Source organism: Chlorobaculum parvum NCIB 8327, from assembly GCF_000020505.1.
Taxonomy (GTDB): domain Bacteria; phylum Bacteroidota; class Chlorobiia; order Chlorobiales; family Chlorobiaceae; genus Chlorobaculum; species Chlorobaculum parvum_A.
On record NC_011027.1, the window covers coordinates 1,674,792 to 1,699,934 of the forward strand.

General features: G+C 56.4%; 24 protein-coding genes and 1 riboswitch. Of the genes, 13 read left to right on the forward strand and 11 right to left on the reverse strand.

Going from position 1 to position 25,143, the window contains the following annotated elements; all coding sequences use genetic code 11:
- Positions 1 to 115: 115 nt before the first annotated feature.
- From CPAR_RS07760 to CPAR_RS07795, 8 genes are all read left to right on the forward strand, one after another.
- Positions 116 to 1,321 carry a 6-phosphofructokinase gene (locus tag CPAR_RS07760; protein ID WP_012502761.1) on the forward strand — a complete coding sequence of 402 codons (1,206 nt, stop codon included), beginning with the start codon at positions 116 to 118 and terminating at the stop codon, positions 1,319 to 1,321.
- Positions 1,322 to 1,509: 188 nt separating this feature from the next.
- Positions 1,510 to 2,421 (forward strand): branched-chain amino acid transaminase, encoded by a 912-nt coding sequence (locus CPAR_RS07765; protein ID WP_012502762.1) that lies wholly within the window; start codon positions 1,510 to 1,512, stop codon positions 2,419 to 2,421.
- A 10-nt stretch (positions 2,422 to 2,431) separates the two neighbouring features.
- On the forward strand, positions 2,432 to 3,601 hold the full coding sequence (locus CPAR_RS07770; RefSeq protein ID WP_012502763.1) for a DNA polymerase III subunit: 1,170 nt from the start codon (positions 2,432 to 2,434) through the stop codon (positions 3,599 to 3,601).
- A 275-nt stretch (positions 3,602 to 3,876) separates the two neighbouring features.
- Positions 3,877 to 5,193, forward strand: a complete 1,317-nt coding sequence (locus CPAR_RS07775; protein WP_012502764.1) for a hemolysin family protein — start codon at positions 3,877 to 3,879, stop codon at positions 5,191 to 5,193.
- A 111-nt stretch (positions 5,194 to 5,304) separates the two neighbouring features.
- Positions 5,305 to 6,519 carry a methionine adenosyltransferase gene (locus CPAR_RS07780; protein ID WP_012502765.1) on the forward strand — a complete coding sequence of 405 codons (1,215 nt, stop codon included), beginning with the start codon at positions 5,305 to 5,307 and terminating at the stop codon, positions 6,517 to 6,519.
- A gap of 313 nt (positions 6,520 to 6,832) precedes the next feature.
- Entirely contained in the window at positions 6,833 to 7,300 is a 468-nt protein-coding gene (locus CPAR_RS07785; protein WP_012502766.1) for a hypothetical protein, read from the forward strand.
- A 136-nt stretch (positions 7,301 to 7,436) separates the two neighbouring features.
- Complete coding sequence (locus tag CPAR_RS07790) at positions 7,437 to 8,123, forward strand: haloacid dehalogenase type II (RefSeq protein ID WP_041466177.1); 687 nt, start codon at positions 7,437 to 7,439, stop codon at positions 8,121 to 8,123.
- 97 nt (positions 8,124 to 8,220) lie between these two features.
- The gene (locus tag CPAR_RS07795) at positions 8,221 to 8,754 is read left to right on the forward strand and encodes an SRPBCC family protein (RefSeq protein ID WP_012502768.1); all 534 of its coding nucleotides are present in this window, start codon (positions 8,221 to 8,223) and stop codon (positions 8,752 to 8,754) included.
- 2 nt (positions 8,755 to 8,756) lie between these two features.
- Here CPAR_RS07795 and CPAR_RS07800 read toward each other — a convergent pair whose 3' ends face one another.
- Both CPAR_RS07800 and CPAR_RS07805 read right to left on the reverse strand, forming a co-directional pair.
- On the reverse strand, positions 8,757 to 9,692 hold the full coding sequence (locus tag CPAR_RS07800; RefSeq protein ID WP_012502769.1) for a radical SAM protein: 936 nt from the start codon (positions 9,690 to 9,692) through the stop codon (positions 8,757 to 8,759).
- A gap of 20 nt (positions 9,693 to 9,712) precedes the next feature.
- On the reverse strand, positions 9,713 to 11,077 hold the full coding sequence (locus CPAR_RS07805) for a BCD family MFS transporter (protein ID WP_012502770.1): 1,365 nt from the start codon (positions 11,075 to 11,077) through the stop codon (positions 9,713 to 9,715).
- 150 nt (positions 11,078 to 11,227) lie between these two features.
- A riboswitch (TPP riboswitch) is annotated at positions 11,228 to 11,337 on the forward strand.
- 69 nt (positions 11,338 to 11,406) lie between these two features.
- Here CPAR_RS07805 and thiC point away from each other — a divergent pair.
- Positions 11,407 to 13,074 carry a phosphomethylpyrimidine synthase ThiC gene (gene thiC / locus CPAR_RS07810; protein ID WP_012502771.1) on the forward strand — a complete coding sequence of 556 codons (1,668 nt, stop codon included), beginning with the start codon at positions 11,407 to 11,409 and terminating at the stop codon, positions 13,072 to 13,074.
- A gap of 90 nt (positions 13,075 to 13,164) precedes the next feature.
- Here thiC and tpiA read toward each other — a convergent pair whose 3' ends face one another.
- The 5 genes from tpiA to trpE all read right to left on the reverse strand — a co-directional run bounded on the left by tpiA (position 13,165) and on the right by trpE (position 17,864).
- Positions 13,165 to 13,917, reverse strand: coding sequence for a triose-phosphate isomerase (gene tpiA, locus CPAR_RS07815; protein ID WP_012502772.1), 753 nt, complete (start codon positions 13,915 to 13,917; stop codon positions 13,165 to 13,167).
- A 1-nt stretch (position 13,918) separates the two neighbouring features.
- A complete protein-coding gene (locus CPAR_RS07820; RefSeq protein WP_012502773.1) occupies positions 13,919 to 14,143 on the reverse strand; it encodes a hypothetical protein in 225 nt (74 codons plus the stop codon).
- A gap of 17 nt (positions 14,144 to 14,160) precedes the next feature.
- Complete coding sequence (gene greA, locus CPAR_RS07825; protein ID WP_012502774.1) at positions 14,161 to 14,640, reverse strand: transcription elongation factor GreA; 480 nt, start codon at positions 14,638 to 14,640, stop codon at positions 14,161 to 14,163.
- Positions 14,641 to 14,802: 162 nt separating this feature from the next.
- Positions 14,803 to 16,326 (reverse strand): DegQ family serine endoprotease, encoded by a 1,524-nt coding sequence (locus CPAR_RS07830; protein WP_012502775.1) that lies wholly within the window; start codon positions 16,324 to 16,326, stop codon positions 14,803 to 14,805.
- Between the two features lie 23 nt (positions 16,327 to 16,349).
- A complete protein-coding gene (gene trpE, locus CPAR_RS07835; RefSeq protein ID WP_012502776.1) occupies positions 16,350 to 17,864 on the reverse strand; it encodes an anthranilate synthase component I in 1,515 nt (504 codons plus the stop codon).
- Positions 17,865 to 18,006: 142 nt separating this feature from the next.
- Here trpE and CPAR_RS07840 point away from each other — a divergent pair, with 142 nt between their 5' ends.
- A complete protein-coding gene (locus CPAR_RS07840) occupies positions 18,007 to 18,357 on the forward strand; it encodes a hypothetical protein (RefSeq protein ID WP_156773412.1) in 351 nt (116 codons plus the stop codon).
- Here the strand turns inward: CPAR_RS07840 and lepB are convergent.
- The 4 genes from lepB to def all read right to left on the reverse strand — a co-directional run bounded on the left by lepB (position 18,351) and on the right by def (position 22,769).
- Positions 18,351 to 19,193: a signal peptidase I gene (lepB, locus tag CPAR_RS07845; protein WP_012502778.1), complete on the reverse strand. Its 843-nt coding sequence runs from the start codon at positions 19,191 to 19,193 to the stop codon at positions 18,351 to 18,353. The genes CPAR_RS07840 and lepB overlap by 7 nt on opposite strands.
- 118 nt (positions 19,194 to 19,311) lie before the next feature.
- Positions 19,312 to 21,129 (reverse strand): translation elongation factor 4, encoded by a 1,818-nt coding sequence (gene lepA / locus CPAR_RS07850; protein ID WP_012502779.1) that lies wholly within the window; start codon positions 21,127 to 21,129, stop codon positions 19,312 to 19,314.
- Between the two features lie 128 nt (positions 21,130 to 21,257).
- On the reverse strand, positions 21,258 to 22,196 hold the full coding sequence (gene fmt, locus CPAR_RS07855; RefSeq protein ID WP_041466178.1) for a methionyl-tRNA formyltransferase: 939 nt from the start codon (positions 22,194 to 22,196) through the stop codon (positions 21,258 to 21,260).
- A 9-nt stretch (positions 22,197 to 22,205) separates the two neighbouring features.
- Positions 22,206 to 22,769 carry a peptide deformylase gene (def, locus tag CPAR_RS07860; protein ID WP_012502781.1) on the reverse strand — a complete coding sequence of 188 codons (564 nt, stop codon included), beginning with the start codon at positions 22,767 to 22,769 and terminating at the stop codon, positions 22,206 to 22,208.
- A 288-nt stretch (positions 22,770 to 23,057) separates the two neighbouring features.
- Between def and CPAR_RS07865 the strand changes: the two genes are divergently transcribed.
- From CPAR_RS07865 to proB, 3 genes are read left to right on the forward strand one after another with little or no spacing between them, the layout of a single operon-like run.
- Positions 23,058 to 23,549 (forward strand): Fur family transcriptional regulator, encoded by a 492-nt coding sequence (locus tag CPAR_RS07865; RefSeq protein WP_041466333.1) that lies wholly within the window; start codon positions 23,058 to 23,060, stop codon positions 23,547 to 23,549.
- 13 nt (positions 23,550 to 23,562) lie between these two features.
- Positions 23,563 to 23,889 (forward strand): DMT family transporter, encoded by a 327-nt coding sequence (locus CPAR_RS07870; RefSeq protein WP_012502783.1) that lies wholly within the window; start codon positions 23,563 to 23,565, stop codon positions 23,887 to 23,889.
- A 3-nt stretch (positions 23,890 to 23,892) separates the two neighbouring features.
- Positions 23,893 to 24,978, forward strand: a complete 1,086-nt coding sequence (gene proB, locus CPAR_RS07875; RefSeq protein WP_012502784.1) for a glutamate 5-kinase — start codon at positions 23,893 to 23,895, stop codon at positions 24,976 to 24,978.
- Positions 24,979 to 25,143: the final 165 nt, after the last annotated feature.

The window sequence follows — 25,143 nt, forward strand, 5'->3', positions numbered from 1 at the left end:
ATATCATTTGAATGCTCTATCTTGAAAACATACAATACGCCGTGCTTTCACTGGTGTATTTAATGAAATTAAGCCATCAAAACCTAACCCGAGCAACCAAGGAGGAGAGAGCATCGTGAAAAAAATCGGTATCCTGACCAGCGGAGGCGACTGCGGCGGACTGAACGCCGTCATTAAGGGCGCCGCGCTCATGGCCATGAACAAAGGCCTTGAACTCTATGTGATCCCCAACGGCTACGCCGGGCTGTACAACCTGCTGAATCAGGACCGCCTGGTGAAGTTCGATGCTGCGCGTCTGGACCAGTTCCAGGCAAGTTTCGCCGGTTCGGAAGCAGGCCATTCGAGGGTCAAGATCAAGGCGATCAGCAACCCCGACAAGTACAACCGCATCAAGAACGGTATGAAGAAGTTCGATCTCGACGCCCTCATCATCAGCGGCGGCGACGACTCGGGCAGCGTCATGATCGATCTGAACCAGAACGGCATCCAGTGCATCCACTGCCCGAAGACGATGGACCTCGACTTGCAGACCTACTCGGTCGGCGGCGACTCCACCATCAACCGTATCGCCCAGTTCGTCGAGGATCTCAAAACCACCGGCCGCACGCACAACCGCGTGCTCGTCACCGAGGTGTTCGGCCGCTATGCCGGTCACACGGCATTCCGCAGCGGCGTGGCTGCCGAGGCAGACTGCATCCTGATTCCGGAAATTCCAGTGGACTGGGATGTGGTGTACGAACACGTCGTCGAACGCTTCACCCGCCGCATCCGCCAAAGCGACGTGCACAGCGGCACCTACACCATCGTGGTTGCCGAAGGCATGAAGAACGCCGATGGCACCGACATCGTCGATGAGTCGGCGGGCGTCGATGCGTTTGGCCACAAGAAGCTTGCTGGCGCGGGCAAGTACGTCTGCCAGGAGATCAAAAAGCGCTTCAAGTCCGACCCCCGGATGCCGCTCTTCATGAAGGAGACCGGCATGTTCGTCGAGGGGATTTATGAAATTCCGGAGGTTCGCGAAGTGCATCCGGGCCACCTGGTGCGCGCCGGACACTCTTCGGCCTACGACATCAACTTCGGCTTCGAGGCTGGCGCGGCGGCGGTGCTGCTGCTGCTCGAAGGCAAAACCGGCGTCACCATCTCCAAGGTCAAGGGGCGCAAGATCGAGTACATCGAATCATCCAAGGCAATCGAACAGCGCTACGTCGATCTGGACCAAGTCGCCATGTACGAAGCGATCGGCACCTGCTTCGGTAGGCCCCCTGCCGAGTACGACCCGATTCCCCGCGAAGTGGACGGCGTCTACGAGCGGATTTACTGAGCAAACGCGGGCTGAGTTGACGTTGTGCATAAATCATACGTCAACTCAGCCCATACGTTCACTTCGGCTGATGCGCCGCCCTTTTCTTCCCGCACTCAAAATCCCCCATCGCCCGTTTTCAAAAACCTTAAAACAGACTATCTTAGGAAAAATTCTGCACAGTTTTTTTCACTCAATGACCTCTGTTCATGTACAACAAGCTTAAAATATGGATGAACGGCGAACTGGTTGACTGGAATGATGCCAAAATCCATGTCATGTCCCACGTCGCCCATTACGGTTCTTCAACCTTCGAAGGCATCAGATGTTACGATACAGCCAAAGGCTCGGCAATCCTCTTCCTTGACGAACATGTCCGTCGTCTCTGGGAGTCATCGAAAATCTACCGCATAGAAATCCCCTATTCGGAAACCGAGATCAAGGACGCCATCATCGCAACGATCAAGGCAAACGGGCACAAAGCCTGCTACATCCGCCCGCTGGTGTACCGCGGACAGGGTGCGCTTGGCGTCAATCCACACAGAGCCTCCATCGAAGTTGCCATCGCAACCTGGGAGTGGGGCTCCTACCTGGGTGAAGACGTGCTTGAAACCGGTGTGGACGTCAAAGTCTCTTCATGGCACCGACTCGCTCCGAATACCCTGCCTTCGTGGGCAAAAGCTGGCGGCAACTACATGAACTCCCAGCTCATCAAAATGGAGGCCATTTCGGATGGCTACGCCGAAGGGCTGGCGCTCGACCAGAACGGTTACGTTGCCGAGGGCAGTGGCGAAAACATCTTTGTGGTCAGGCATAATGTCCTCTACACTCCGTTTGCAGCGCAGTCCATCCTGCCGGGCTTCACCCGTCACGCAGTTATGGAGATCGCCAAAAAGCTGGGCTACGAAGTTCGGGAAACCCTCATTCCGAGAGAATCGCTCTATATCGCGGATGAAATTTTCCTGACCGGCACGGCCGCTGAAATCACCCCGGTCAGAAGCGTGGACAAGTACCCGGTCGGCCAGGAAAAACGCGGCCCGGTCACCGAAGCGTTGCAGCACGAGTACCTCAAAATCGTCCACTCCGGAGAGGATCCGTTCAACTGGCTGACCTTTATTTGACCGGAAAGGCATGAGCTGGAATTCTATCGTTGGACATGAAAATCAGATCCGGGTGCTGAAAACAGCGCTCGGATCGAACCGTCTGGCTCATGCCTACCTCTTTGCCGGGCCTGAAGGATCGGGAAAGGAAACCGTGGCGTTCGAACTGGCGAAGATTCTGAATTGCCGCAACACAAACCTCCTGCCTGATGAAGGCTCGTGCGGCGAGTGCGAAAGCTGCCGCCAGGCCGACAAGCTCATGCACCCCAACATCGAGTACCTCTTCCCCGTCGAAGCAGCGCTACTCGAAACCATCGATCCGTCAAAAAAGGAGAACAAAAAGGTTGCCGAAGCCAGGGAACGCTACGAAGCGTTGCTCGACGAAAAGCGGAAAAACCCGTTCTTTACGCCCACGATGGAACGCTCGATGGGCATTCTGACCGAGCAGGTGGTGATGTTGCAACAGAAAGCCTCGCTCGCCCCGCGCGACGGCGGCAAAAAGGTGTTCATCATCTCGCAGGCCGACCGGCTCCACCCGACAGCAGCCAACAAGCTGCTCAAGCTGCTCGAAGAGCCACCGGCACACGTAGTGTTCGTTCTGGTGAGTTCGCGCCCCGAATCGGTGCTGCCCACCATCCGCTCGCGCTGCCAGCTTCTCACCTTCGCCCGCCCGCGCCCGGCGGAGATCGAAGCCTGGATCGCCCGCCGCGCCCCGCAGCTCGACGAAACCGAACGCCGCTTCATCGTCAGCCTCTCGCGCGGGAACCTCTCCAGCGCGCTCGAACTGATCGAAGCCGAAACCGGCGAAGGAGCAGCCCCGGCGGTGGTCGGCATCCGCAACAAAGCCATCGACTACCTCCGCAATATCCTCGTGCCCGCCAAATTCCACGAAGCCATCGGCACGTGCGAAGAGCTTGCCAAAAGCTCCACGCGCACCGAACAGCTCATCTTCCTCGACGCGCTCCTGCTCTTCTTCCAGGACGTCACCCGCCGCAGCATCGACCACAACTTCCCGGAACTCAACAATCCCGACATCGCGGAAAACACCGACCGCTTCGTCAAAGCCTTCCCCAACCGCGACCTCTACCGCGCCTCGACCATCATCGAAGAGGCAATGCGCGCCATCAACCGCAACGCCAGCGTGATTCTCGTAATGGCCGCCATGACCGCCGATTTAAGGGAGATTTTGCTGGGGAAGTGAGGGGGAAAATAATCTATATGACTCACATGTATTCTTAAGTATCTCGCCGAACAGTTATCGTTCAAGCAAGAACTTAAGCATACACTTAAATTTCACAGGAAATTCTTTTTTCAGCTGCATTAACCTGCCCCACATCACAAACATTGACGTTCTCCCTACCACACTCAGTCAGCATACCTGAAACCCTTTTTTATAATATCCCGCCGATAACGTATTATGCGGTACGCGTATCCATTCTCTGGAACGGATACAGTTCTTGCACTTAACCAACATCCATGGAAATCCTTTTTCTCTTTTTCCTTCTCATTCTCCTCAATGGCCTGTTCGCCATGTCGGAGATGGCTCTTATTACAGCAAAACGCTCCCGCCTTGCCAAGCTGGTCGAAAACGGCGACAAGGCGGCGGAGGTTGCCATGCGGCTCGGGCAGGAGCCAACGCGCTTTCTCTCCACCATACAAATCGGCCTCACCATCATCGGCGTGCTGAACGGTATCATCGGTGAATCGTCGTTTACGCCGCCATTGACCGCCCTGCTCGAATCGTACGGCATGAGCCCCGAAACAAGCCCTATCGTTTCAACCACGCTGGTCGTTTTCGTCATTACCTACATCACCATTGTCATCGGCGAGCTGGTGCCCAAGCGGCTCGGCCAGTCCAATCCGGAAAACGTCGCCCGTATCGTCGCACGCCCAATGCATCTCTTGGCTTCCGCGACCCGGCCATTTGTGAAGCTGCTTTCGGTTTCGACCGACGCCCTGCTACGCCTGATGGGCAAGCAGGTGAATGACCACCCCAGCGTCACCGAGGAGGAAATTCACGCCCTGCTCGAAGAGGGCTCCGTGGCCGGCATCATCGAGCAGCAGGAGCACGAGATGGTGCGCAACGTGTTCCGCCTCGACGACCGGCAGCTCGGTTCGCTGATGGTGCCGCGCGCGGACATCATCTATCTCGACACGGCGCTCACCGTCGAGGAAAACATGCAGCGCGTCGGCGAGTCAGAGCATTCGCGCTTCCCGGTATGCCATAACGGTTTGCAGTCGCTGCTCGGCGTGGTCAATGCCAAACAGCTGCTCGCCCAGACCATCAAGGGCGGCGTCATCGACCTGGCAACTCACCTGCAACCGTGCGTCTATGTGCCCGAAACGCTGACCGGCATGGAGCTGCTCGACCACTTCAGAACGTCAGGCACGCAGATGGTGTTCGTCGTCGATGAGTACGGTGAAATCCAGGGCCTCGTAACCTTGCAGGACCTGCTCGAAGCGGTCACGGGTGAGTTCGTGCCGCACAACCTCGAAGACTCGTGGGCCGTGCAGCGCGAAGACGGCTCGTGGCTACTCGACGGTCTCATTCCGGTTCCGGAACTGAAAGACAAGCTCGATCTGAAGTATGTGCCCGAAGAGGAGAAGGGGGTCTACCACACTCTGAGCGGCATGGTGATGTGGCTGCTCGGACGCATGCCGCAGACCGGCGACATCACCTTCTGGGAGAACTGGCGGCTCGAAGTGGTTGACATGGACAGCAAACGCATCGACAAGGTGCTCGCCACCAAAATCGACGAACAGCCAGCCGAAGCGCCCAAGCCCGCCAACTGATCACCGAAAAGCGTCATATTGCCACATCCGAAGGTTATCAGTAGATTTGTTTCTACGGATAACCTTTGTTGACCTTTCCACGCCCACACGATTTCAGAAAGGATGGCGAGCATGAAAACCCCAAGAAACATCACGGTAGAGCGGGCTTTCGGCCCCCCGGTGGAAGAGCAGCCGATCGAGCTGGTCGAGCGCAAAGGCACCGGCCACCCCGACACAATCTGCGATTCGATCATGGAAGCGGTCTGCGTCGATCTTTGCGGCTACTACCAGCAGCACTTCGGCCACATCTGCCACCACAACATCGACAAGGGCCTGCTCGTTGCAGGGCGCAGCATTCCGAAGGCAGGCGGCGGCCTGATTCTTGAACCGATGAAGCTGATCTTCGGCGACCGGGCAACCTACAGCTGTAACGGCGAGCTGGTGCCGGTCGGCGATATTGCCGAAATGGCTGCCAGGCGGTGGCTAAAAACAAACCTGCGGTTCGTCGATCCGGACGAGCACCTGATTATCCAGAACGAAATCAAGCCCGGATCGCCCGAACTTATCGACGCCTTCAAGCGAAAGGTAATCGGGGCGAACGACACTTCGGTCGGCGTGGGTTACGCACCGCTGAGCGACACCGAACTCCTTGTACTCGCCGTCGAGCAGCATCTCAACTCCCCCGCCCTGAAAAAGCGCTTCCCGGAAGTTGGCGAAGACATCAAGATCATGGGCTACCGGCTCCACGAACATCTGACGCTGACAGTGGCCATCGCTTTTGTGGATCGATTCATCTCCGATCCAGCACACTACTTCGAGCGAAAAGCCGCCCTGCACCAGGAGCTTCAAAACTTCATCGAAAACCGCAAACACCAGCTCGACTCGGTCACCATCGAAATCAACACCCTCGACGACCCTGCACGCGGCGAGGGGGGCATGTACCTCTCCGTACTCGGCACCTCGGCTGAAGGCGGCGACTGCGGTCAGGTCGGGCGCGGCAATCGGGTCAACGGTCTGATAGCCTTCAACCGCCCGCAGACTCTCGAAGCAGCGGCTGGCAAAAATCCAGTCAACCACGTCGGCAAAATCTACAACGTCCTGAGCCACCAGATCGCCGGAACAATCCACCGCGAGCTGCGAGGTGTGCAGGCGGTGGTGGTTTCGCTGTGCAGCCAGATCGGCAAACCGGTGGATCGCCCGATGGTCGCCTCAGCGCAGATCACGCCCGAGCAGAACACCGATTTCGAAGAGCTGAAACAGCAGGCCGCCGCCATCATCGATCGCGAACTCGACAACATCGAGACGTTCTGCCAGAACCTGGCCGCTGGAAAATTCCCGGTCTGCTGACAATCATCCAGGCAAAGCATAAAAACCTGAGCCACAACTGCCCACAACAAAAAAAAACATATAAAACATATTATACATACAACAAACACAGCCATTTAACGGACAGAATCATCCTGGATCTGAAACAACGACGCCCTAAACGAAAAGAGAAAAAACGTGCCTTACCGACGCTCAGAAAAATTCAACATTGTTCATCGTAAGCGTGCTTGGAAAAAGACCGGAAAACACATATTATACATATAATAACCACCAAAAAGATAGTATAAATAAGCCATTCTATTTAAATTACTTAAACATTATCCGCCAGTAACCGATGCCGAGAAAGAAGACTTTTACGGGAGATCTTTTTGCTGCTGATGACGAGCTCTTCGATGATACCGAAGAGAGCAGTGAGCTTAAGCCGGAAGAGCCTGATCTACCTGTTCCACCAGAACAGACAAACCTGGCAGAAGAGACAGATTACAGAGACACAGAGAAAACAGAACAGACAAAAAGCACAGATAATACACATAATACAGACAAGAAAAATCAAACTCAGGAAACACACTCTTCAGCCCCGCTGATCAATCCCCCTTCTGCTGGAAAACAGAAAGAGACCAAGAGTAAACGGCTGAATCTGCTGATCCGCCCAAGCCTCCTGAAAGAGTTTGCCAAGATCGCATACATGCAGCAAACCAGTGTCAACGACCTGATCAACCAGTTGATCGCTGAACATGTCGGGAAAAAATCGGAAACCATCACAGAGTATGATCGCCTCTTCAAGGACAGGAATGCCCAGTAACGACGCTCCGGTTCTCGTCGCGAAGAACCCTTTTCGGCAGCTTTCCTCCTCTCTTTCGCGAAGCAATTTCCCATAATCACACCTGGGTGCCATATCCGTTTTTATGACCTCCAACGAACACCTAAACCCGACCGGCATGAGCTCTCCATCAGCACAAACGCTCGCATTCGATGTTTACGGAACGTTGATCGATACACACGGACTGGTATCGATGCTTGAAACGTTTGCCGGTGAAAACGCTGCCGCACTGTCCCAACTCTGGCGGCAGAAGCAGCTTGAATACTCCTTCCGGCGAGCACTCATGAAACGCTACCGCTCTTTTGCCGAATGCACCGCAGAGGCGCTGGAATTTGCCTGCAACACCTTTCAGTTCACGCCATCAGAACAGCAGCGCCAGGCGCTTCTTGACGGCTATCGCAGACTGCCGGCCTTTCCGGATGTCACTGCTGGGCTTGAACGCGCGCAGGCTGCAGGATTCAGGCTCTACGCTTTTTCGAACGGACTGGCATCCGACGTCGAATCGGTGCTCGATCATGCCGGAGTCAGGAAATATTTTCTCGACATCGTCAGCGTCGACGAAGTCCGCTCTTTCAAACCCGATCCTGAGGTCTACCGGCATTTCATGCAACGCGCCGGAAGCAGCGCCGAAAAAAGCTGGCTGATCTCCTCGAATCCCTTCGATGTGACAGGTGCACGATCGATCGGCATGCAGGCAATCTGGGTACAGCGCTCAACCGATGCCGTATTCGATCCTTGGGAGTTCCGTCCGACAGCAATCGTGAGTAGCCTGCAGGAAATAGCTGCTGCGACAAAACAGGCCTGAGCAATCGCTCTTTGCGGCTGAAATGAAAGTAACCTACATTGTAGCTATAGCTTTAGCGCACTCCTGACCCCCTGGCAATACGAAAACCCTTTCATCGATGGCACGCACTCCCGAACAACTGGCAAAGCTCCTGCAGCGCGAAATTCTCATCGATCTGGAGTGGTTGCCGAATGGCGTGATCGGAGCAAAAGGCAGTGTGTTCATCGAAGCTGATCCGTCGATTGTATGGCTGATGCTCAGCGATTACAATCGTCTGCACGAAACAATGCCCAAAGTCGTTGCCAGCAAGCTGGTGGAGGAAAACAACCACACCAAAGTCATCGACCAGTCGGGAAAGTCAGGAATTTTCATTTTCGAAAGGATGGTGCATTTCACTCTCAAGGTCGAGGAGATCTATCCGGAGCACCTCTACTTTTCGCAGATCAGCGGAGATTTTGAGGTCTATGAAGGAGAGTGGCAGCTTGAAGCGGTTGACGGAAACAACGGGCCGGGCACGATGCTAACCTACCAGGCGGAGGTCAAGCCCAGCTTTTTCGCGCCCCAGTTCGTGGTAAGCTTCGTACAGAGCCAGGATCTGCCGACCATTCTGAAGGAGGTTCGGCGCTACTGCGAGTCTCAGGCCAAAAGCTGAACTTACGACCTGATAATCCAGTACAGCTCGCCGCCCTGACGCACCTTTTCGAAGCGTCCCGATGAGAAAAGCTCCGCCATCGCCTGTTCCACCTTTGCGCTTTCCCCTTCGAACAGCTTTTCGAGAGCCGCTTGCAGCTCACGCTCCTGCAACGGATGCCGGGCGGCAATACCTGAGACGGTTTCAAGCAGGTCAGCGGCCGAGCCGAGCGTCATTTCGCCTTTGGCAGGATGATTCACCGGTGCAGCGGATGAAAGCATGAACACCGCGCGGCGGATCCGGTCTTCGTCGGGCATCGGTGCATAGCCTTCCGGCGTCGGACGGGTGGGCAGCACCAGATGGATCATGTCCGGCTTGATCTCCGAAAGCACCGCGACCAGATCCCGAAGCGCCGCCTCCGAATCGTTCACACCTTTGACAAGCATCACCTCGACCCAGAGCTTTCCGGAATACTCCTGCCGAAAGCGCCGCAACCCCTCGATGTGCTGCTCGAAGGTGAAACCGGGCGCGGGCCGATCGATGCGCTCGAACAGCTCCGCCGAACCGGCGTTCAGCGACGGCAGCACGGTATCGGCTTCGAGCAGCTCCTGACGCACTTCCGGATCACTCAGCAGCGAGCCATTAGTGATGACCGCAACCGGAATCGAGGTCACTTTTTTGACCTCGGCAATGAGCCACCCCAGCCCTTTGTAGAGCGTGGTTTCGCCAGAGCCGACGAACGTGATCCAGTCGATAGGCTTGCCGCTGTTGACCGCATCAAGAATTTCGGCCAGAATCTCCTCTTTCGGAAAAAACTCCTGCCGCTCGGTCACAAACTCCTTCGTACGGCCAAGCTGGCAATAGATGCAGTTCCAAGTGCAGCTCTTGGAAGGAAGCAGATCAACGCCGAGCGACTGGCCAAGCCGTTTGGAAGAAACAGGCCCGAAAACGTAGTTCATGGCAAAGCTCCTTTGTGCGGTCAGCCCACCTCGGTGGCGGGGGTGAACTCAGAAAGTTTTTCAGCGCTCTCAGCTTCGAACGCCTCGCGCGACACGTGCGGCAGCACCAGGCTGGAGGCCGTGAAGGCGATAATCTCCAGCACGAAAATAGCCGCATAGGCCAGCATGTGGTTGCCTGAAAAATGGTAAACGAGGTCGCGGATCACGCCGGCACTTGAGTGGCCGATGAAGATCGCGAGGCTCTGCGCGGTGCCCCACAGGCCCATGTAGATGCCGCTTCGCCCGGCGGTCATGTTCATCATCATCGTGATATTTGAAACGCTGGCCGCACCGAGGCCAATGCCGGTCACCACAAGCGAAATGCGCAGGAAGTCGATATCGTGCATGAATCCGGCCGCGATAATCATGCCGAAGCCGACCGCACCGAACACGTTGCCGATGTACGCGCCGCGCCGGGTGCCGATCCGCGAAAGCAGAAAACCGGTGAGCAGCATGAAAATGAGCTGCGTGCCGCCCATGACCGGCTTGAAGAGCTTGGTCGTCTCCGAAACCTGCATCCCGAACACCTCCGCGCCGAACGGATCCATCACCACCTCGTTGGCAAACAGAGCGAAAATCGAAATGAAAATATAAAGAGCAAAGAGCATCGTGTTGGGCGACGAAGCGAGCAGGCGGATCGCTTGTGAAAAAGGAAGGCTGTGTTTCTCCTTGCCCTTCCCGATTTCGGCATTCCGGCGTTCGACGCCAAGCACGGCGATGAGGCCGACAATGAGCGAAATCGCACCGCCGATCTCGGCCACCTGCGTCAGCCGCTCGGGAGTGAACACTTTCAGATAAACGCCAATGCTGTAGTTAGAGATGATCGCCGTCAGCACCATGAGCGTCCAGCTCGCCCCGGCGATCTTGCCGATATCTTTTTCGTCAACCATATCGGCGATCAGGGCGTAGTATGCGGTCGTGGCGACCTGAAGGCCAAAACCGAAAATAAGGAAGATGGCGCTGAGCTTCCAGAGACCGACATCGGTCAGTGCGGAGCCGATGATGCTCAAGAGGTTCCCCGTCCCGTCGAGCTGTACTTCGTAGGCCGCCGTCGGGGCGAGGATGAACGAAACGATGCAGCTCACCAGGCCAATGAGCACGTACGGCGTGCGGCGATAACCGAAAATACTGTGCCGGTCGGAGAGGTTGCCCGCCCACACCTTGACGCCGAGGATAGCGAGCAGCTCTTTCAGGCTGATCAGACCAAGCGCGATGGTGGCAGGAAGAAACAACTCCTTAATCATGACCCGGTTCAGAATATCCTGCACGAAGCCGAGCATGATGCCGAACCCTATCTGAAACAGCGAGAGCCGGACAAGATTGAAAACCCGAAAAAATTTATTCATGAAGAGCCGGGAAAAAAGGATTGAAACTGCCTGGAAGCCTGCTCGTCAAACGAGGCCATAATTTACATAAAACCCCCGCTTTCTCAAGGATTCCTGCCCCCTTACCCTCTTTGGAAATCAAACCGATTTTGGTTATCGTGCCTTGAGTAAAAATCATCTTGGGGGTGCCTTGTCGCGGTCGCATAAACGGCAAAGCTGAGATCAAACCCCTACAACTTGATGCAGGTAATGCTGACGCAAGGAAAGATGAAGCAAGACCTCCCCAATTGCTCTGCTTCACCATCCCTCTACGGCTGACACGCCCTGTGTTCCTTTTTCAGACCCGTTCCATGAATCCAGAAAGCGCATCCTGCCCCGACAGGCATTTTTTCGGCCCCGCATCATCCCGCATGACCGTCAATGGCACCATCTACCCGATTGAAGTCGGCATGCGCAAGGTAGCCCTCAAGAGAACCTACGAGTGCAAGGGCGAGCCGTTCAACTCGATGCCGCTGTACGACACGAGCGGCCCGTTCGGCGATCCCAACGGTGAGCACGATGTGCGCAAGGGACTTGAACCGGTTCGCGACCGCTGGGGCTTCGATAACGGCTCGGCAGAGTCGACGAAGGGTGAACTGTCGATGAGCGAGCGCAAGCCACGCGTGGCGAAATCGGGTGAGGCGGTCACGCAGATGCACTTCGCCCGCAAAGGCGTCATCACCCCGGAGATGGAGTACGTGGCGATCCGCGAGAATCAGGCGCTGGAGGAGTGGATCGAAAAGTGCGGCGGCAAACCGGTCACGCCGGAGATGGTGCGCGATGAGGTGGCGAAGGGACGGGCGATCATTCCGGCCAACATCAACCACCCGGAGATCGAGCCGATGATTATCGGGCGCAACTTCCGGGTCAAGATCAACGCCAACATCGGCAACTCGGCGCTCGGCTCGTCGATTGATGAGGAGGTCGAAAAGGCGGTCTGGGCCTGCCGCTGGGGCGCGGACACGGTGATGGATCTGAGCACGGGCAAGAACATCCACCAGACGCGAGAATGGATTCTGCGCAACTCGCCGGTGCCGATCGGCACAGTGCCGCTCTACCAGGCGCTCGAAAAAGTGGGTGGCAAAGCCGAGGAGCTGAGCTGGGAGGTCTATCGCGACACCCTCGTCGAACAGGCCGAGCAGGGGGTAGACTACTTCACCATCCACTCGGGCATTCTCGCCGCCACGCTGCCCGACGCCGAAGCGCGGCAGACCGGCATCGTTTCGCGCGGCGGTTCAATCATGGCCCGCTGGTGTCGCGCCCACAACCAGGAGAACTTCCTCTTCACCCACTTCGACGACATCTGCGACATCCTCCGCAGCTACGATGTGGCGGTCTCGCTCGGAGACGCACTCCGCCCCGGCTCCATCGGCGACGCCAACGACGCCGCGCAGTTCGGCGAGCTGAAAACCCTCGGCGAGCTGACGCTCCGCGCCTGGGAGCGCGACGTGCAGGTGATGATCGAAGGCCCCGGCCACGTGCCGCTGCACATGATCCGCGAGAACATGGAGCTGCAGCTCAAGCACTGCCACGAAGCGCCGTTCTACACCCTCGGCCCGCTCGTGACCGACGTGGCTGCGGGATATGACCACATCAACTCGGCCATCGGCGGTACACTCATCGCCAGCCTCGGCTGCTCGATGCTCTGCTACGTCACGCCGAAAGAGCACCTCGGCCTGCCCGACCGCGACGACGTGCGCGAAGGCGTCATCGTCCACCGCGTTGCAGCCCACGCCGCCGACCTCGCCAAGGGAAGCCACACCGCCTGGCTGCGCGACGAGCTGATGAGCAAGGCCCGCTACGCCTTCGAGTGGGAAGACCAGTTCAGCCTGGCGCTCGATCCGCTCAAGACAAGGCAGATCCACGCCCAGAACATCGCCGCTACCGGTGATACCGCCGCCACTGCCAAATTCTGCACCATGTGCGGCCCCGACTTCTGCTCGATGAAAAGGTCGCAGGAAACGACTGCAGGGATGTAACTATTTACCCCCCCCCTTTCCCCCAAAAAAGCAAAGGCTGCCCGTGGCTAACAGGCAGCCTTTGAAAAGCTGAATTTCCGACCTTCTTCTTTACCCCGCAGCCTCGATAATGGCCATGAAGTCTTCGACCTTGAGGCTTGCACCGCCAATCAAACCGCCGTCGATATCCGGCATCGCGAACAGCTCTGCGGCATTCGACGGCTTGACGCTTCCGCCGTACTGGATGCGCAGATGGCGGGCAGCAGAATCACCATACAGTTTTTCGATGGTGCTGCGGATGGAGGCATGAACGTCCTGCGCCTGCTCTTTGGTAGCCGTCTTTCCGGTGCCAATAGCCCAGACCGGCTCGTAAGCGATCACCAGCGTGCTGATGTCCGACACGTCCGCCAGTCCCTCGACAACCTGAGCGGTGACGATCTTGTCGGTCACGCCAGCCTCGCGCTCGTCGAGCGTCTCGCCGACGCACAGGATGACGCGAAGCCCTTCGGCCAGCGCTTTCTTCACTTTGCGGTTGACGATCTCATTGGTTTCGCCGAACAACTGCCGGCGCTCCGAGTGGCCGAGAATGACGTAGCTGCACCCTGCGGCGGCAAGCATGCGGGTCGAAACCTCGCCGGTAAACGCCCCGTCATTTTCGTAATGGCAGTTCTGGGCTGCAAGCTGGACGCCACTCCACTCGATCGTCTTGCCGACTTCGTGCAACGCTGGAAAAGTGGGCGCAATGCCGACCTCACATTCGGGCTTGGTAGCGCCGACCTTTTCGGCGATGGCGGTCGCCAGCTCAATCGACTCGGCAATGGTGTTGTTCATCTTCCAGTTGCCAACAACTATGGTTCTGCGCATATCAGTAATCGGTTACGACTTCGCTGTAAATTTTATCGACATTGGAAATCTCGAAAGAGTGCTTCGCGAAACGGGCATCCCGAATCTCGATGCTGTTCTGATCGACAGCCGTGACATACCCGTGCCACACCCGCTGTTCGGTGGTAACAAGATTGATTTCCTGGTCGAGCAGATCACGGTTCCCGCTGATCTGCGAGCCGGTATAAATAACCTGTCTTTTTCCCATGAGAAAAGTAAAACGTTTTATTTAACAAAGATATCAAGTATCTCGTAATGCAGCTCACCTTTCGGCACGCTGATCGTGACCTTGTCGCCAACCGACTTGCCGATCAGGGCTCGCCCGACGGGAGAGCGCACCGAAATCTTGCCAAGGTCGGAATCGGCCTCTTCGGATGAAACAAGGGTGTATTCGATAATTTCGTCCTCGTCGTCCAGGTTGCGCAGCTTCACCGAGGTAAGAATATAAACCCGGTCGGTCTTGATCTGCTTCGGATCGAGAATGGTGGCTGATGCCAGTTTGTTTTCCAGGTCGCCGATTTTGGCTTCGAGCTGTGACTGCTCTTCACGGGCAGCGTCATACTCGGCATTTTCGCTCAGATCGCCATGTGACCGGGCTTCGGCAATTTTCTCAAGGACCTCTTTGCGAGTCTGCGTAGACAACAGATGCAGTTCCTCTTTGAGCCGATTGTAACCATCCCGAGTCAGATAAATGCGGTCACTCATGTCAATTCATAATTTTGGTTGGCAATGCTGAAGAGCGAATAATCACCGCACGTTACAGCAGCGATGGAACACTTGACAAACAAAAAAAGTAAAGTCAGCAGCCGGGCTGACTTTACTTCGTCTCAAGCAATTTAAGAATCTTTACCCTACAGGCAAAGCGCATTACAGATTAAACGCCAAATACATCCGGCTCGGACCGCGCTCGACAAGCAGGAAAAGCAAATCGCCCTTTTTCTTTTTATCGGCAATCGCCTTGAACTCTGCAACTGACCCGACCTCCTTCCGATCAACCGATCTGATGATGTCTCCCGGACGGAGCCCGGCCATAAATGCCTGGCTGGAGCGATCAACCGCGCTTACCACGATGCGATGCTCGGCGGAGTTCAGATTGAAGCGCTCCGCCATCGCCTTGTTCAGCGGAGCAACGGCAAAGCCGAGCAGCTCGTTTGCAGCCGGTGCTTGCTGCCCTTGCCGAGAAACAGGTTGAGTATCAGGTTGCTCTTGAAGCTTGACGTCGAGCGTTCGCTTCACGCCATCACGAATGATGATAATCGGCTCTGTGCTATCGGGCACCTTGCTGGCAACCAGATTGCGCAACTCAGCTGAACTGTTCACTTTTTGCCCTGCAAACTCAAGGATGACATCACCGGTCCTCAGTCCCGCTTTCTCGGCTGGACTGCCTTTTATGACCGTACCGACCAGTACCCCTTCAGGACGCTGCATATTCAGGCCTTTTGCAATCTTGTCATCGATATCCTGAATGCCGGCACCGAGGTAACCGCGCACCACCTTACCGTACTTGACCAGCGAGGTATAGATCCGGTAGGCCATGTTGGACGGCACGGCGAAGCCGATCCCTTCGAAGCCTCCGGTTCGGCTGGCGATGGCCGTGTTGATACCGACCAGTTCTCCTCCGATGTTTACCAGTGGGCCACCTGAGTTACCGGGATTGATGGCTGCGTCAGTCTGAATAAAATTTTCGTAATCGGTCACGCCAACATTCACCCGCCCTTTAGCACTAACGATACCCTGCGTCACCGTGCGGGCAAGGTTCTTGCCAAGCGGACTGCCGATGGCGATCACCCACTCACCGACACGCAACTTGTCGCTGTCGCCGATAGCGATGGCTTTGAGGCCCTTGGCGTCGATTTTCAGCACAGCCAGATCGGTGCGAGGATCCTTACCGATAATCCTTGCCGTGAATTTTCGGTTGTCGTCCGTCATAACCGAAATGGAATCGGCTTTGTCGATCACATGATTGTTGGTCAGAATGTACCCGTCACGACTGACGATAACGCCGGAACCAAGTCCGTGAATCACCTCTTTCCGAGCGTGGGACTGATCAGAAAAGGGAGTGTCGAACAGCTCACCGAACGACTTGCCGAAAAAGTCAAACGGTGTCATAATCCTCCGCTCGATGGCCTTTTCGGTATAAATGGTCACTACCGACGGCGTAGCCGATTCAGCAATGTCGACAAAGGCCTCATTGAAATCATTGAGCGTTCTGATGGGATGGTTTCGCAGACTTTCGGCGGCAACACTGGTGTTTGCATGGTTGGCAACCGTAAAGAGGCCGCCATCTTTGGCGTTAAACGAAAAATCGAGATTGGAAAATGCAAGCGCTCCGGCGATTGCGCCGACGGAAACAAGCGCTGCTGACTTGAACATCATTCGTTTCTTTTTCATAGTGCATCAAGTGTTGAGGTTAATCAGGAAGATGTCTCAATACTTTCGAGGGTAGTCAGACCAGCCCTCATCTTGTTCATGGTTTCTTCGTATTCGAACTCGGGCGTCGAATCGGCCACGATGCCGCCTGCCGCCTGGAAGTAGATTATGCCGTCGCTGATGACCATCGTGCGGATGGCAATCGCCGTGTTCAACTGGCCACGGAAATCGAGGTACCCAACCGCGCCACCGTATAAGCCGCGCTTCTCCTTTTCCAGTTCGTAGATGATCTCCATCGAGCGCACTTTGGGCGCACCGGTCAGCGTGCCGGCCGGGAAGCACGACCAGAAGGCGTCCATCGCGCTCAGGCCGTCCTGCAGCTCACCCCGGACATTGCTGACGATGTGCATGACATGCGAGTATTTCTCGATCACCATCATTTCGTTGGTCTCGACGGTACCGATTTTGGCGATGCGCCCGATGTCGTTGCGGCTCAGGTCGATAAGCATCAGGTGCTCGGCGCGCTCCTTCTCGTCGGAGAGCAGCTCCTTTGCGATGCGTTCATCATCCTCGAAGCTCTCGCCGCGACGCCGCGTACCGGCAATCGGTCGGGTATCGACGATCCTGCGACCGGCATGGTCGCGCTCCACCTTGACCAGCAGCTCGGGAGAAGAGCCGACCACGTGGAAATCGTCAAAATCGAAGAAATAGAGGTACGGCGACGGGTTGATCGTCCGGAGCACGCGATAGACGTCGAACGGGCGGGTGTGCAGTTTGCGCTTCAGGCGCTGCGAAATCTGTACCTGGAAAATGTCGCCGCTCAGGATATACTCCTTGGCCTTCAGCACCTTCTCGTAATACTCCTCGCGTGTGGTGTTCGAGACGACCGGCTCCGGCAGTTCGGGCTTGAGCGTCACCAGATCGGGATCGAGCGGCTTCTGCATCAGCGCAGCAAGCTCGTCGATCTTGCGCTCGGCGCGTGCGCGATCAGCTTCATCCAGATAATTAGCCACCAGGTAGAGCTTGCGCATCACGTTATCGAAAATGACCAGCGTATCGCAAAACAGCAGACAGAGGTCGGGCATTCCGGCGGGATCGGGCAATTCCGGCGAGGGAATCCGCTCGATCAGGTGCATGGTATCATACCCGAAGTAACCGAAAACCCCGGAGGTGCTCATCTGCTGCGACCCGCTCTTGCTGCGCGGCTGCTCTTCGGAAGAGAACATCGCCATGCAACGATCGACGATGGTACGCAAATCGCTTTCTTCCTGCACAATTGACGAAAGCGCATCAAAACGCGTGTCGAGCACGTCAAGCGTGGCCTCTCCATCGACTCTACCCTTGAGCACAGCCACGGGGTCGATGGCGACATAGGAGAAACGGGCCAGACGCTCCTCACCCTCGACCGATTCGAGCAGGCAGGAGTAGGGACGCTGAAGTTTGAGATAGACCGAAACCGGCGTCTCGGTATCGGCCTGGAAGGTTCTGACGAGAGGCTTCAGAATAAACGACGGCGCTCCGTACTGGCCAGCCGCATTGTCCGCAAAAGATCTGATCATGAATTATTGCTTGCTGCGATAAGGTAAAAAAATCATATCATTACTCTGGTTTTCCCATTGCTATAATAAGGCACCTGAGGACATGAAAAAAAAGCGCGGACCAGTCCAAAAATGGTTGACCGCATTCATACTTTCACCGGGAATGATCTTTACCCTGGCCTACGTTCTGGTTTGGCTGGGAACCAATCTCTGGCTCGACAACGCTTTCAAGCGGCATCTGAAACAGGTGTTCATTTCTGAAACCGGCCAGCGCTACCAGCTTGATGTACATTCACTCAGAACAGGCCCCTGCCTCAATTCGATCATCCTCAAAAAGCTGGAGCTCTCACCACTCGAAGCTCCTGAAAACCAGGGCACCAGACAGGCTAACCTGCAAATTGCTGAACTCAGGATCGACTGGCCGGAGCTGAGTTTTCTGCCGTTCAGGCCATCCGATGAACTGCACTCCATGCAGAAAGTCGCCAAAAAGATTCTCTCTCACGCCGCTCAGTGAACCACCAAACCGATTCGATCCCAGCGAATTGAAGTAATCTTTTCGACCGGATCGAACAGCAGCGGCAGATCGGGATCCCATGACCAGTACACCATCATAGCCTGCCCCACCAGATCGCTGTCTGACAGAAATCCCCAGTAACGACTGTCAAGACTGTTGTCGCGGTTATCGCCCATGGCGAAATAGTGGTCCTTCTCAATGGAATAATGATCGGCGGGCACACCATCAATGAATATCTGATCGCCCGACAGACTAACCGAATGACCTTCTTCCTCGATCATATCGCGATACAGAGGAATGGTGCGCATCGTCAGCTTGACAACGTCGCCCTTGCGCGGAATTCGTATCGGGCCGTAGTTATCCTTGTTGTAGTCGCTCATGGCCGGGAAAATCTGGTAGTCGGGCACGCCTGGCGGCATTTTTTCGCCGATGAACTGCGCATGGGGCGGTAGCGGCGAGAGCTTGCCGTTGACGTAAAGCTTCTGCTCCTTGATCTGAAGCGTATCGCCCGGCAACGCCACGCAGCGCTTGATGTAGTTCAGGCTGCGGTCACGGGGGAACTTGAAGACGATGATGTCCCCGCGCTTGACGTCATCAACTTTCGGCAAATGGATATCGGTAAACGGCACCTTGGCGCCATAAACGAACTTGTTGACAAACAGAAAATCACCGGCAAGCAGCGTTTTTTCCATCGAGCCGGTTGGAATCCGGTACGACTCGACGACGAACATTCTAAGAACCATCGCCACCAGCGCCGCGATGATCAGCGCCTCGAACCACTCTCTCGATTGGGATTTCTGACTGCTTCCTTTGGAGTTGGTACTGTTTTGTTTCACGTTCTGTCAATAATTTTCTGGCATTGCCGACATAAACCTTTCGGACACACGAAGGATGAGACGTCATCCAAAAACGGTTCCAGCGCAACCGGCATGATTTTTCCTTATGCGATGAACCTCATTCGTCGATGTTCAGGACGGCAAGGAAGGCCTCCTGCGGCACCTCGACGCGGCCGACCTGCTTCATGCGCTTCTTGCCCTCTTTCTGCTTCTCGATCAGCTTGCGCTTACGGCTGATGTCACCGCCGTAGCACTTGGCGAGCACGTTCTTGCGCATGGCTGAAATGGTCTCACGCGCGATGACCCGGCTGCCGATTGCCGCCTGGATAGCCACTTCGTACATCTGGCGCGGAATGATGCCCTTGAGCTTCGAGCAGAGCTTGCGGCCCCACTCGTAGGACTTCGAGCGGTGCACGATGGACGACAGCGCATCGACCGGCTCACCGTTGAGCAGCACGTCAAGCTTGACAAGATCGGAGCGGCGATAGCCGATGTACTCGTAGTCCATCGAAGCGTAGCCTTTAGAGATCGACTTGAGCTTGTCGTGGAAGTCAAACACAACCTCGCCCAGCGGGAACTCGAAGTGCATGCTCACCCTCGAAGTATCGAGATAGTCGGTGTTTTTGTACTCGCCACGGCGATCCATGCCGAGCTTCATGATGTTGCCGATGTACTCCGACATGGTGATGATCTGCATCGACACATACGGCTCCTCGATCCAATTGACCTTGGTCGATTCAGGCATCTGCGAGGGGTTGTCAACCTCGACCGTCTCGCCGCTGGTCATCACCACGCGGTACTCCACGTTCGGCACCGTGGTGATGATGTTGACGCCATACTCACGTTCAAGCCGTTCCTGGATGATCTCCATGTGCAACAGGCCGAGGAAGCCGCAGCGGAAGCCGAAACCGAGCGCCGCCGAAGTTTCGGGCGTGTAGACCAGCGAAGCGTCGTTCAGTGAAAGCTTTTCGAGCGATTCGCGCAGGTTTTCGAAATCGTTCGACTCGACCGGATAGAGACCGCTGAAGACCATCGGTTTCACATCCTTGTAACCGGCAAGCCGTTCCGAGGCGGGATTTTCCACCAGCGTGACTGTATCGCCGACCTTGGCATCTTTCACATCCTTGATCGAGCAGATCAGGTAGCCCACATTGCCCGCTTCGAGCACGTTTTTCGGCTGGCGCTTGAGGCTCATGGTGCCGATTTCGTCGGCGTAGAACTCCTTTCCGTTGGCGAAAAAGCGAACCTTGTCATCCTTTTTCAGCACACCATCGACAATCCTGATGTAAGCCACTGCGCCGCGATAGGCATCGAACACCGAGTCGAAGATCAGCGCACGAAGCGGCAGCTGTCGGTTGTCAGCCGGTGCGGGAATCCGCTGCACGATCGCCTCCATCAGCTCGCCGATGCCGATGCCAGCTTTGGCCGACACCTGGAGAATTTCATCACGATTGACACCGATCAGGTCGATGATCTGCCGGGCCACGCCTTCGACATCGGACGAAGGCAGGTCGATCTTGTTGATGACCGGAATAATCTCAAGCCCGGCCTCGATGGCCAGGTACAGGTTGGCGATGGTCTGCGCCTCGACGCCCTGGGTGGCATCGACGACCAAGAGCGCGCCTTCACAGGCGGCCAGCGAGCGCGAAACCTCGTAGCTGAAGTCGACGTGGCCAGGCGTGTCGATCAGGTTGAGCGTATACTCCTTGCCGTCGCTCGATTTGTAGATCATCTGCACAGCGTGGCTCTTGATGGTGATGCCACGTTCGCGCTCCAGATCCATGTCGTCCAGCACCTGGGCGGTGGACATCTGGTTGCGGGCGAGGGTTTGGGTTGCTTCGAGAAGCCGGTCGGCAAGGGTCGATTTACCGTGGTCGATATGGGCGATAATGCAGAAGTTTCTGATCATGCCGACTTCTGTTCCTGACGGAGGCATACGTGTCTGTCCTGAAAAGTGAAAGTAATTGCGAAACGGCCCGGCCGAATGACCGACCTGAGCCAAATTATCAAATCATTAAATATACGAAGAAAAACGTGACCATGCAGCGGATTGTGATGGGCGGGCTATTCGAAACGCAAGGGTTCGTCCCCGAACCGCAGCCCGCGAGCGAACGATTCCGCCTCCATCGCTTTCTTGCCCTCGGCCTGAACGGTAAGCAACTCAAGCCAGCCGTCCGAACCGGCAACAAGCAGGCGCCCGTCCTCGATGCGGAGCATACCCGGAGCTTCCGATGACTCAGCGCCATCGAACGGACGGGCCCGGTAGATTTTGAGGTTCTTGCCGCCAAAGGTGGTCCAGGCGGTTGGTCTCATGGCGAGGCCACGGATGAAGTCGTGCAGGCGTTGCACCGGTTGGTTCCAGTCGATGCGAGTGTTCCGGCGATGAAGCTTCGGTGCTTTGGTGGCGAGTCGGTCATCCTGCTTCTCGGGCGTGACAGAGCCGGAAGCGATCATGCGCAGCGTGCGTTCAAGCGTGCCCGCACCGATCTCCGAGAGCCTTTCGAGCAACTCGGAAGCGTTCTCTTCCGGGCCAATCGGCGTACTGTCCGAGGTAATAATGTTGCCAGTATCGACCGATTGTTGGAGGAAAAAGGTGGTCACGCCGGTTTCGGCATCACCGTTGATGATCGACCAGTTGACGGGAGCCGCACCGCGGTAAGCGGGCAGCAGCGAACCATGCAGATTGAAGGTGCCGAGCGGCGGCAGTTCGAAGACGGCAGGCGGAAGAATGCGGAACGCGGCCACCACGATCACATCGGGTTTCGACTCGGCGACCTTCTCTGCAAACTCCGGAGTCGTCACATCGTCAGCCTCGAACACCGGAAGGCCCAGTTCGAGCGCGGCCTGCTTGACCGGCGTCGGCTCGGGCGGTGAATTCTTGCTGCGGCGAGGCTTGTCGCATCCGGTCACAACGAGCACGGTTTCGAACTCGGGACTCATGGCGACGATACGACGTAACGAAGGCACGGCAAACTGTGGCGTGCCCATAAAAACCACTCTCAACGCCACTCCTCAGGCCTCCACAGCTATTTTTGGCGCATGGGGGGCAATCGGATAGCTCGTTTTCACGCGCCCCTGCTTGATGGCGTCGAGCGTTTTCTGAACCTTCCGGCGATCGCGCTTTTCCATACGGTCGACAAACAGCGTACCGTCGAGATGGTCGATCTCATGTTGAAGCACGCGAGCCATCATGTCGCTGAACTCTTCGGTATGCTCCTCGAACTTCTCGTCACGGTAATGCAGCGTAATTTTCGACGGACGGACGACGTCACCAGCCACACCGGGCACGCTGAGGCACCCCTCCTCCATCGCGTTGCGGCCCGCAACCGAGACGATGCGCGGATTGATGACCACCATCGGTTTGTAATCGGCATACTCCTTGATCGTGGAAATATCGACCACAAGCAGGCGCAGCGAATGGCCTACCTGCGGCGCGGCAAGCCCGATACCGGGTGCTTTGTACATCGAATCGAACATATCGGCAATCAGCTCCCTGATCGACGAATCCACCCCTTTCAAAGGCTTGGCTTTCGCCGTCAGAACCGGATCGCTATAGGTGTTAATCGGTAAAATCATTGCGTACTGCTCTTTAACTTTGGATAGCCCGTTAACTCTTGCAAAAGCAAAAGGGTAGAGCTTTTCCTGAAGATAACCCTGTTAACTCCAAAATAGTTGCCCACACACTCCAGCGGCACTCAACCGCTCAGCCGGCACATTGGAATAATAGTCGTCTAATGTACGGTTTTCAGCGCTCTTTTCCGTCCGGCTCTTCCCGCTCCGCCGCCTTCATGGTTCACAGGGAATTCGCAGAAAAACAATACATTGGAAAAATTGAAAACACGAAATACTGACAGCAAGAACATCGTGAAACAAACGGGCAGCGACACGATCGCGAAGGTCGAAGCGCTTTTCAAATCGTACATGAAGGAGGAGGGGCTCCGGTGCACCCAGGAGCGCCTGAGCGTGCTGCGGGAAATCTACCGCTCCAACACGCACCTCGACGCCGACGAGCTGTTTGTCCGGCTTCGCGAGCAAGGCGTGGGCATCTCGCGCGCCACGGTTTATCACACCCTCGATCTGCTGTTCCGGTACAACCTCGTCACCAAGATCGACCTCGGCCACAAGCACACGCACTACGAAAAATCGTGGGGTGTCGCCGACCACCTGCACATCATCTGCCTCAAGTGCGGCAAGGTTTCGGAGGCCACGAGCACGGAACTTGCCGGCATGATGGAAAAGCTCTGCACCGAGCACGGATACTCGCTCGGCAGCTTCAGCCTGCAGCTCTTCGGCGAGTGCATTGACAAGGAGGCCTGCGTCCGGAGGGTCGACGAGAAACACAACGAGAACGCCTGAACTCACGGACACCATGCCCTGGCTCTACCTCATCCTCGCCATCGTCGCCGAAGTCTCCGGCACCACCAGCATGAAGCTCTCGGAGGGCTTCACCAAACCGCTGCCATCAGCAATGATTTTCGTTTTTTACGCCCTGAGTCTTACTTTCCTCACGCTGACGCTCAGGACGATGCCCATCGGCTTCGCCTACGCTATCTGGTCGGCGCTCGGCACGGCACTCATCACGGCGATTGGCGTACTCTGGTTCGGCGAGGGAATGAACACGCTCAAGGTAGTCTCGCTGATTCTGGTGATCGTCGGCATTGCAGGTTTGCATTTCAGTCAGGAAATCATGAAGTAAGGCATGAGTCACCACCACCCGGTTTATAAACGAATCGTCGTCAAGGTCGGCACGAACGTCATCACAGGCCGCGACGGCAGGCTCGACCCGGCCATCCTCGACAGCCTGACAGCGCAAATCGCAGCGCTGGCAAAGGACGGCGTGGAGGTGATTCTTGTCTCGTCGGGCGCTGTAGGCGCCGGCCGGGGCATCGTGTCGCTCACCGGCGGGCTCACTCCGGTCGAGAAGCGGCAGGTGCTCGCCGCCACCGGGCAGATCCGGCTCATCAACGCCTACAACGACCGCTTCGAAAAGCACGGAATGCTCGGCGCGCAACTCCTCGTCACCAAGGGCGATTTCCGCGACCGCCAGCACTACCTCAACATGCGCACCTGCTTCGAGGCGCTGCTCGATCAGAAAATCGTGCCCATTGTCAACGAGAACGATGCGGTGGCGGTCACTGAGCTGATGTTCACCGATAACGACGAACTCTCCGGGCTGATCGCCTCGATGTTGCAGGTCGATGCGCACATCATCCTCTCCAACGTAGACGGACTGTTCGACATGCAGAGCGAAGATAATCCGGTGATCGAGGAGATCGACCCCGGTTCGAAGAACTTCAGCCAGTACATCCGCCCCGGCAAATCGGAGTTCGGACGCGGCGGCATGCTCACCAAGTGTAACATCGCTCACAAGCTCTCGCGGCTCGGCATCACCGTGCACATCGCCAACGGCACCGCTCCCGGCATTTTGCAGACCATCGTGCAGGGCGAACGCGTCGGCACGAAATTCCTTGCCCAGAAAGCCAAGCACAGCCGCAAACGCTGGGTCGCCCACAGCGAAGGGTTGGAAAAAGGAGCCGTCGTCATCAATCAGGGCGCCATCGACGCCCTCACCTCCCCCGAACGTGCCACCAGCCTTCTACCCATCGGCATCACCGGAGTCGAAGGCTCATTCCAGCGCGGCGACGTCATCCGCATCTGCTCGGAGAAGCGCGAAGTCATCGGCTACGGCATGGCCTCCTGCTCCGCCGAAAAAGCCAAATCCGCGATGGGGCAGAAAGGCCACAAACCGGTAATTCACTACGACCACTTGTATCTGGTGCCGTAGAGGATCTTCGATGGGATTTTATGTGATTAGATGGAAAGGCAAGGACTCGATTTTTTAACCATCGACACATTCGGGAAATAAACAATCTTTCGTAGGGGCAGTCCCTTGCGGCTGCCCTCTTCCCAACCCACGTGATTTCTCCCAACCCACGCCCATCTGAACCCG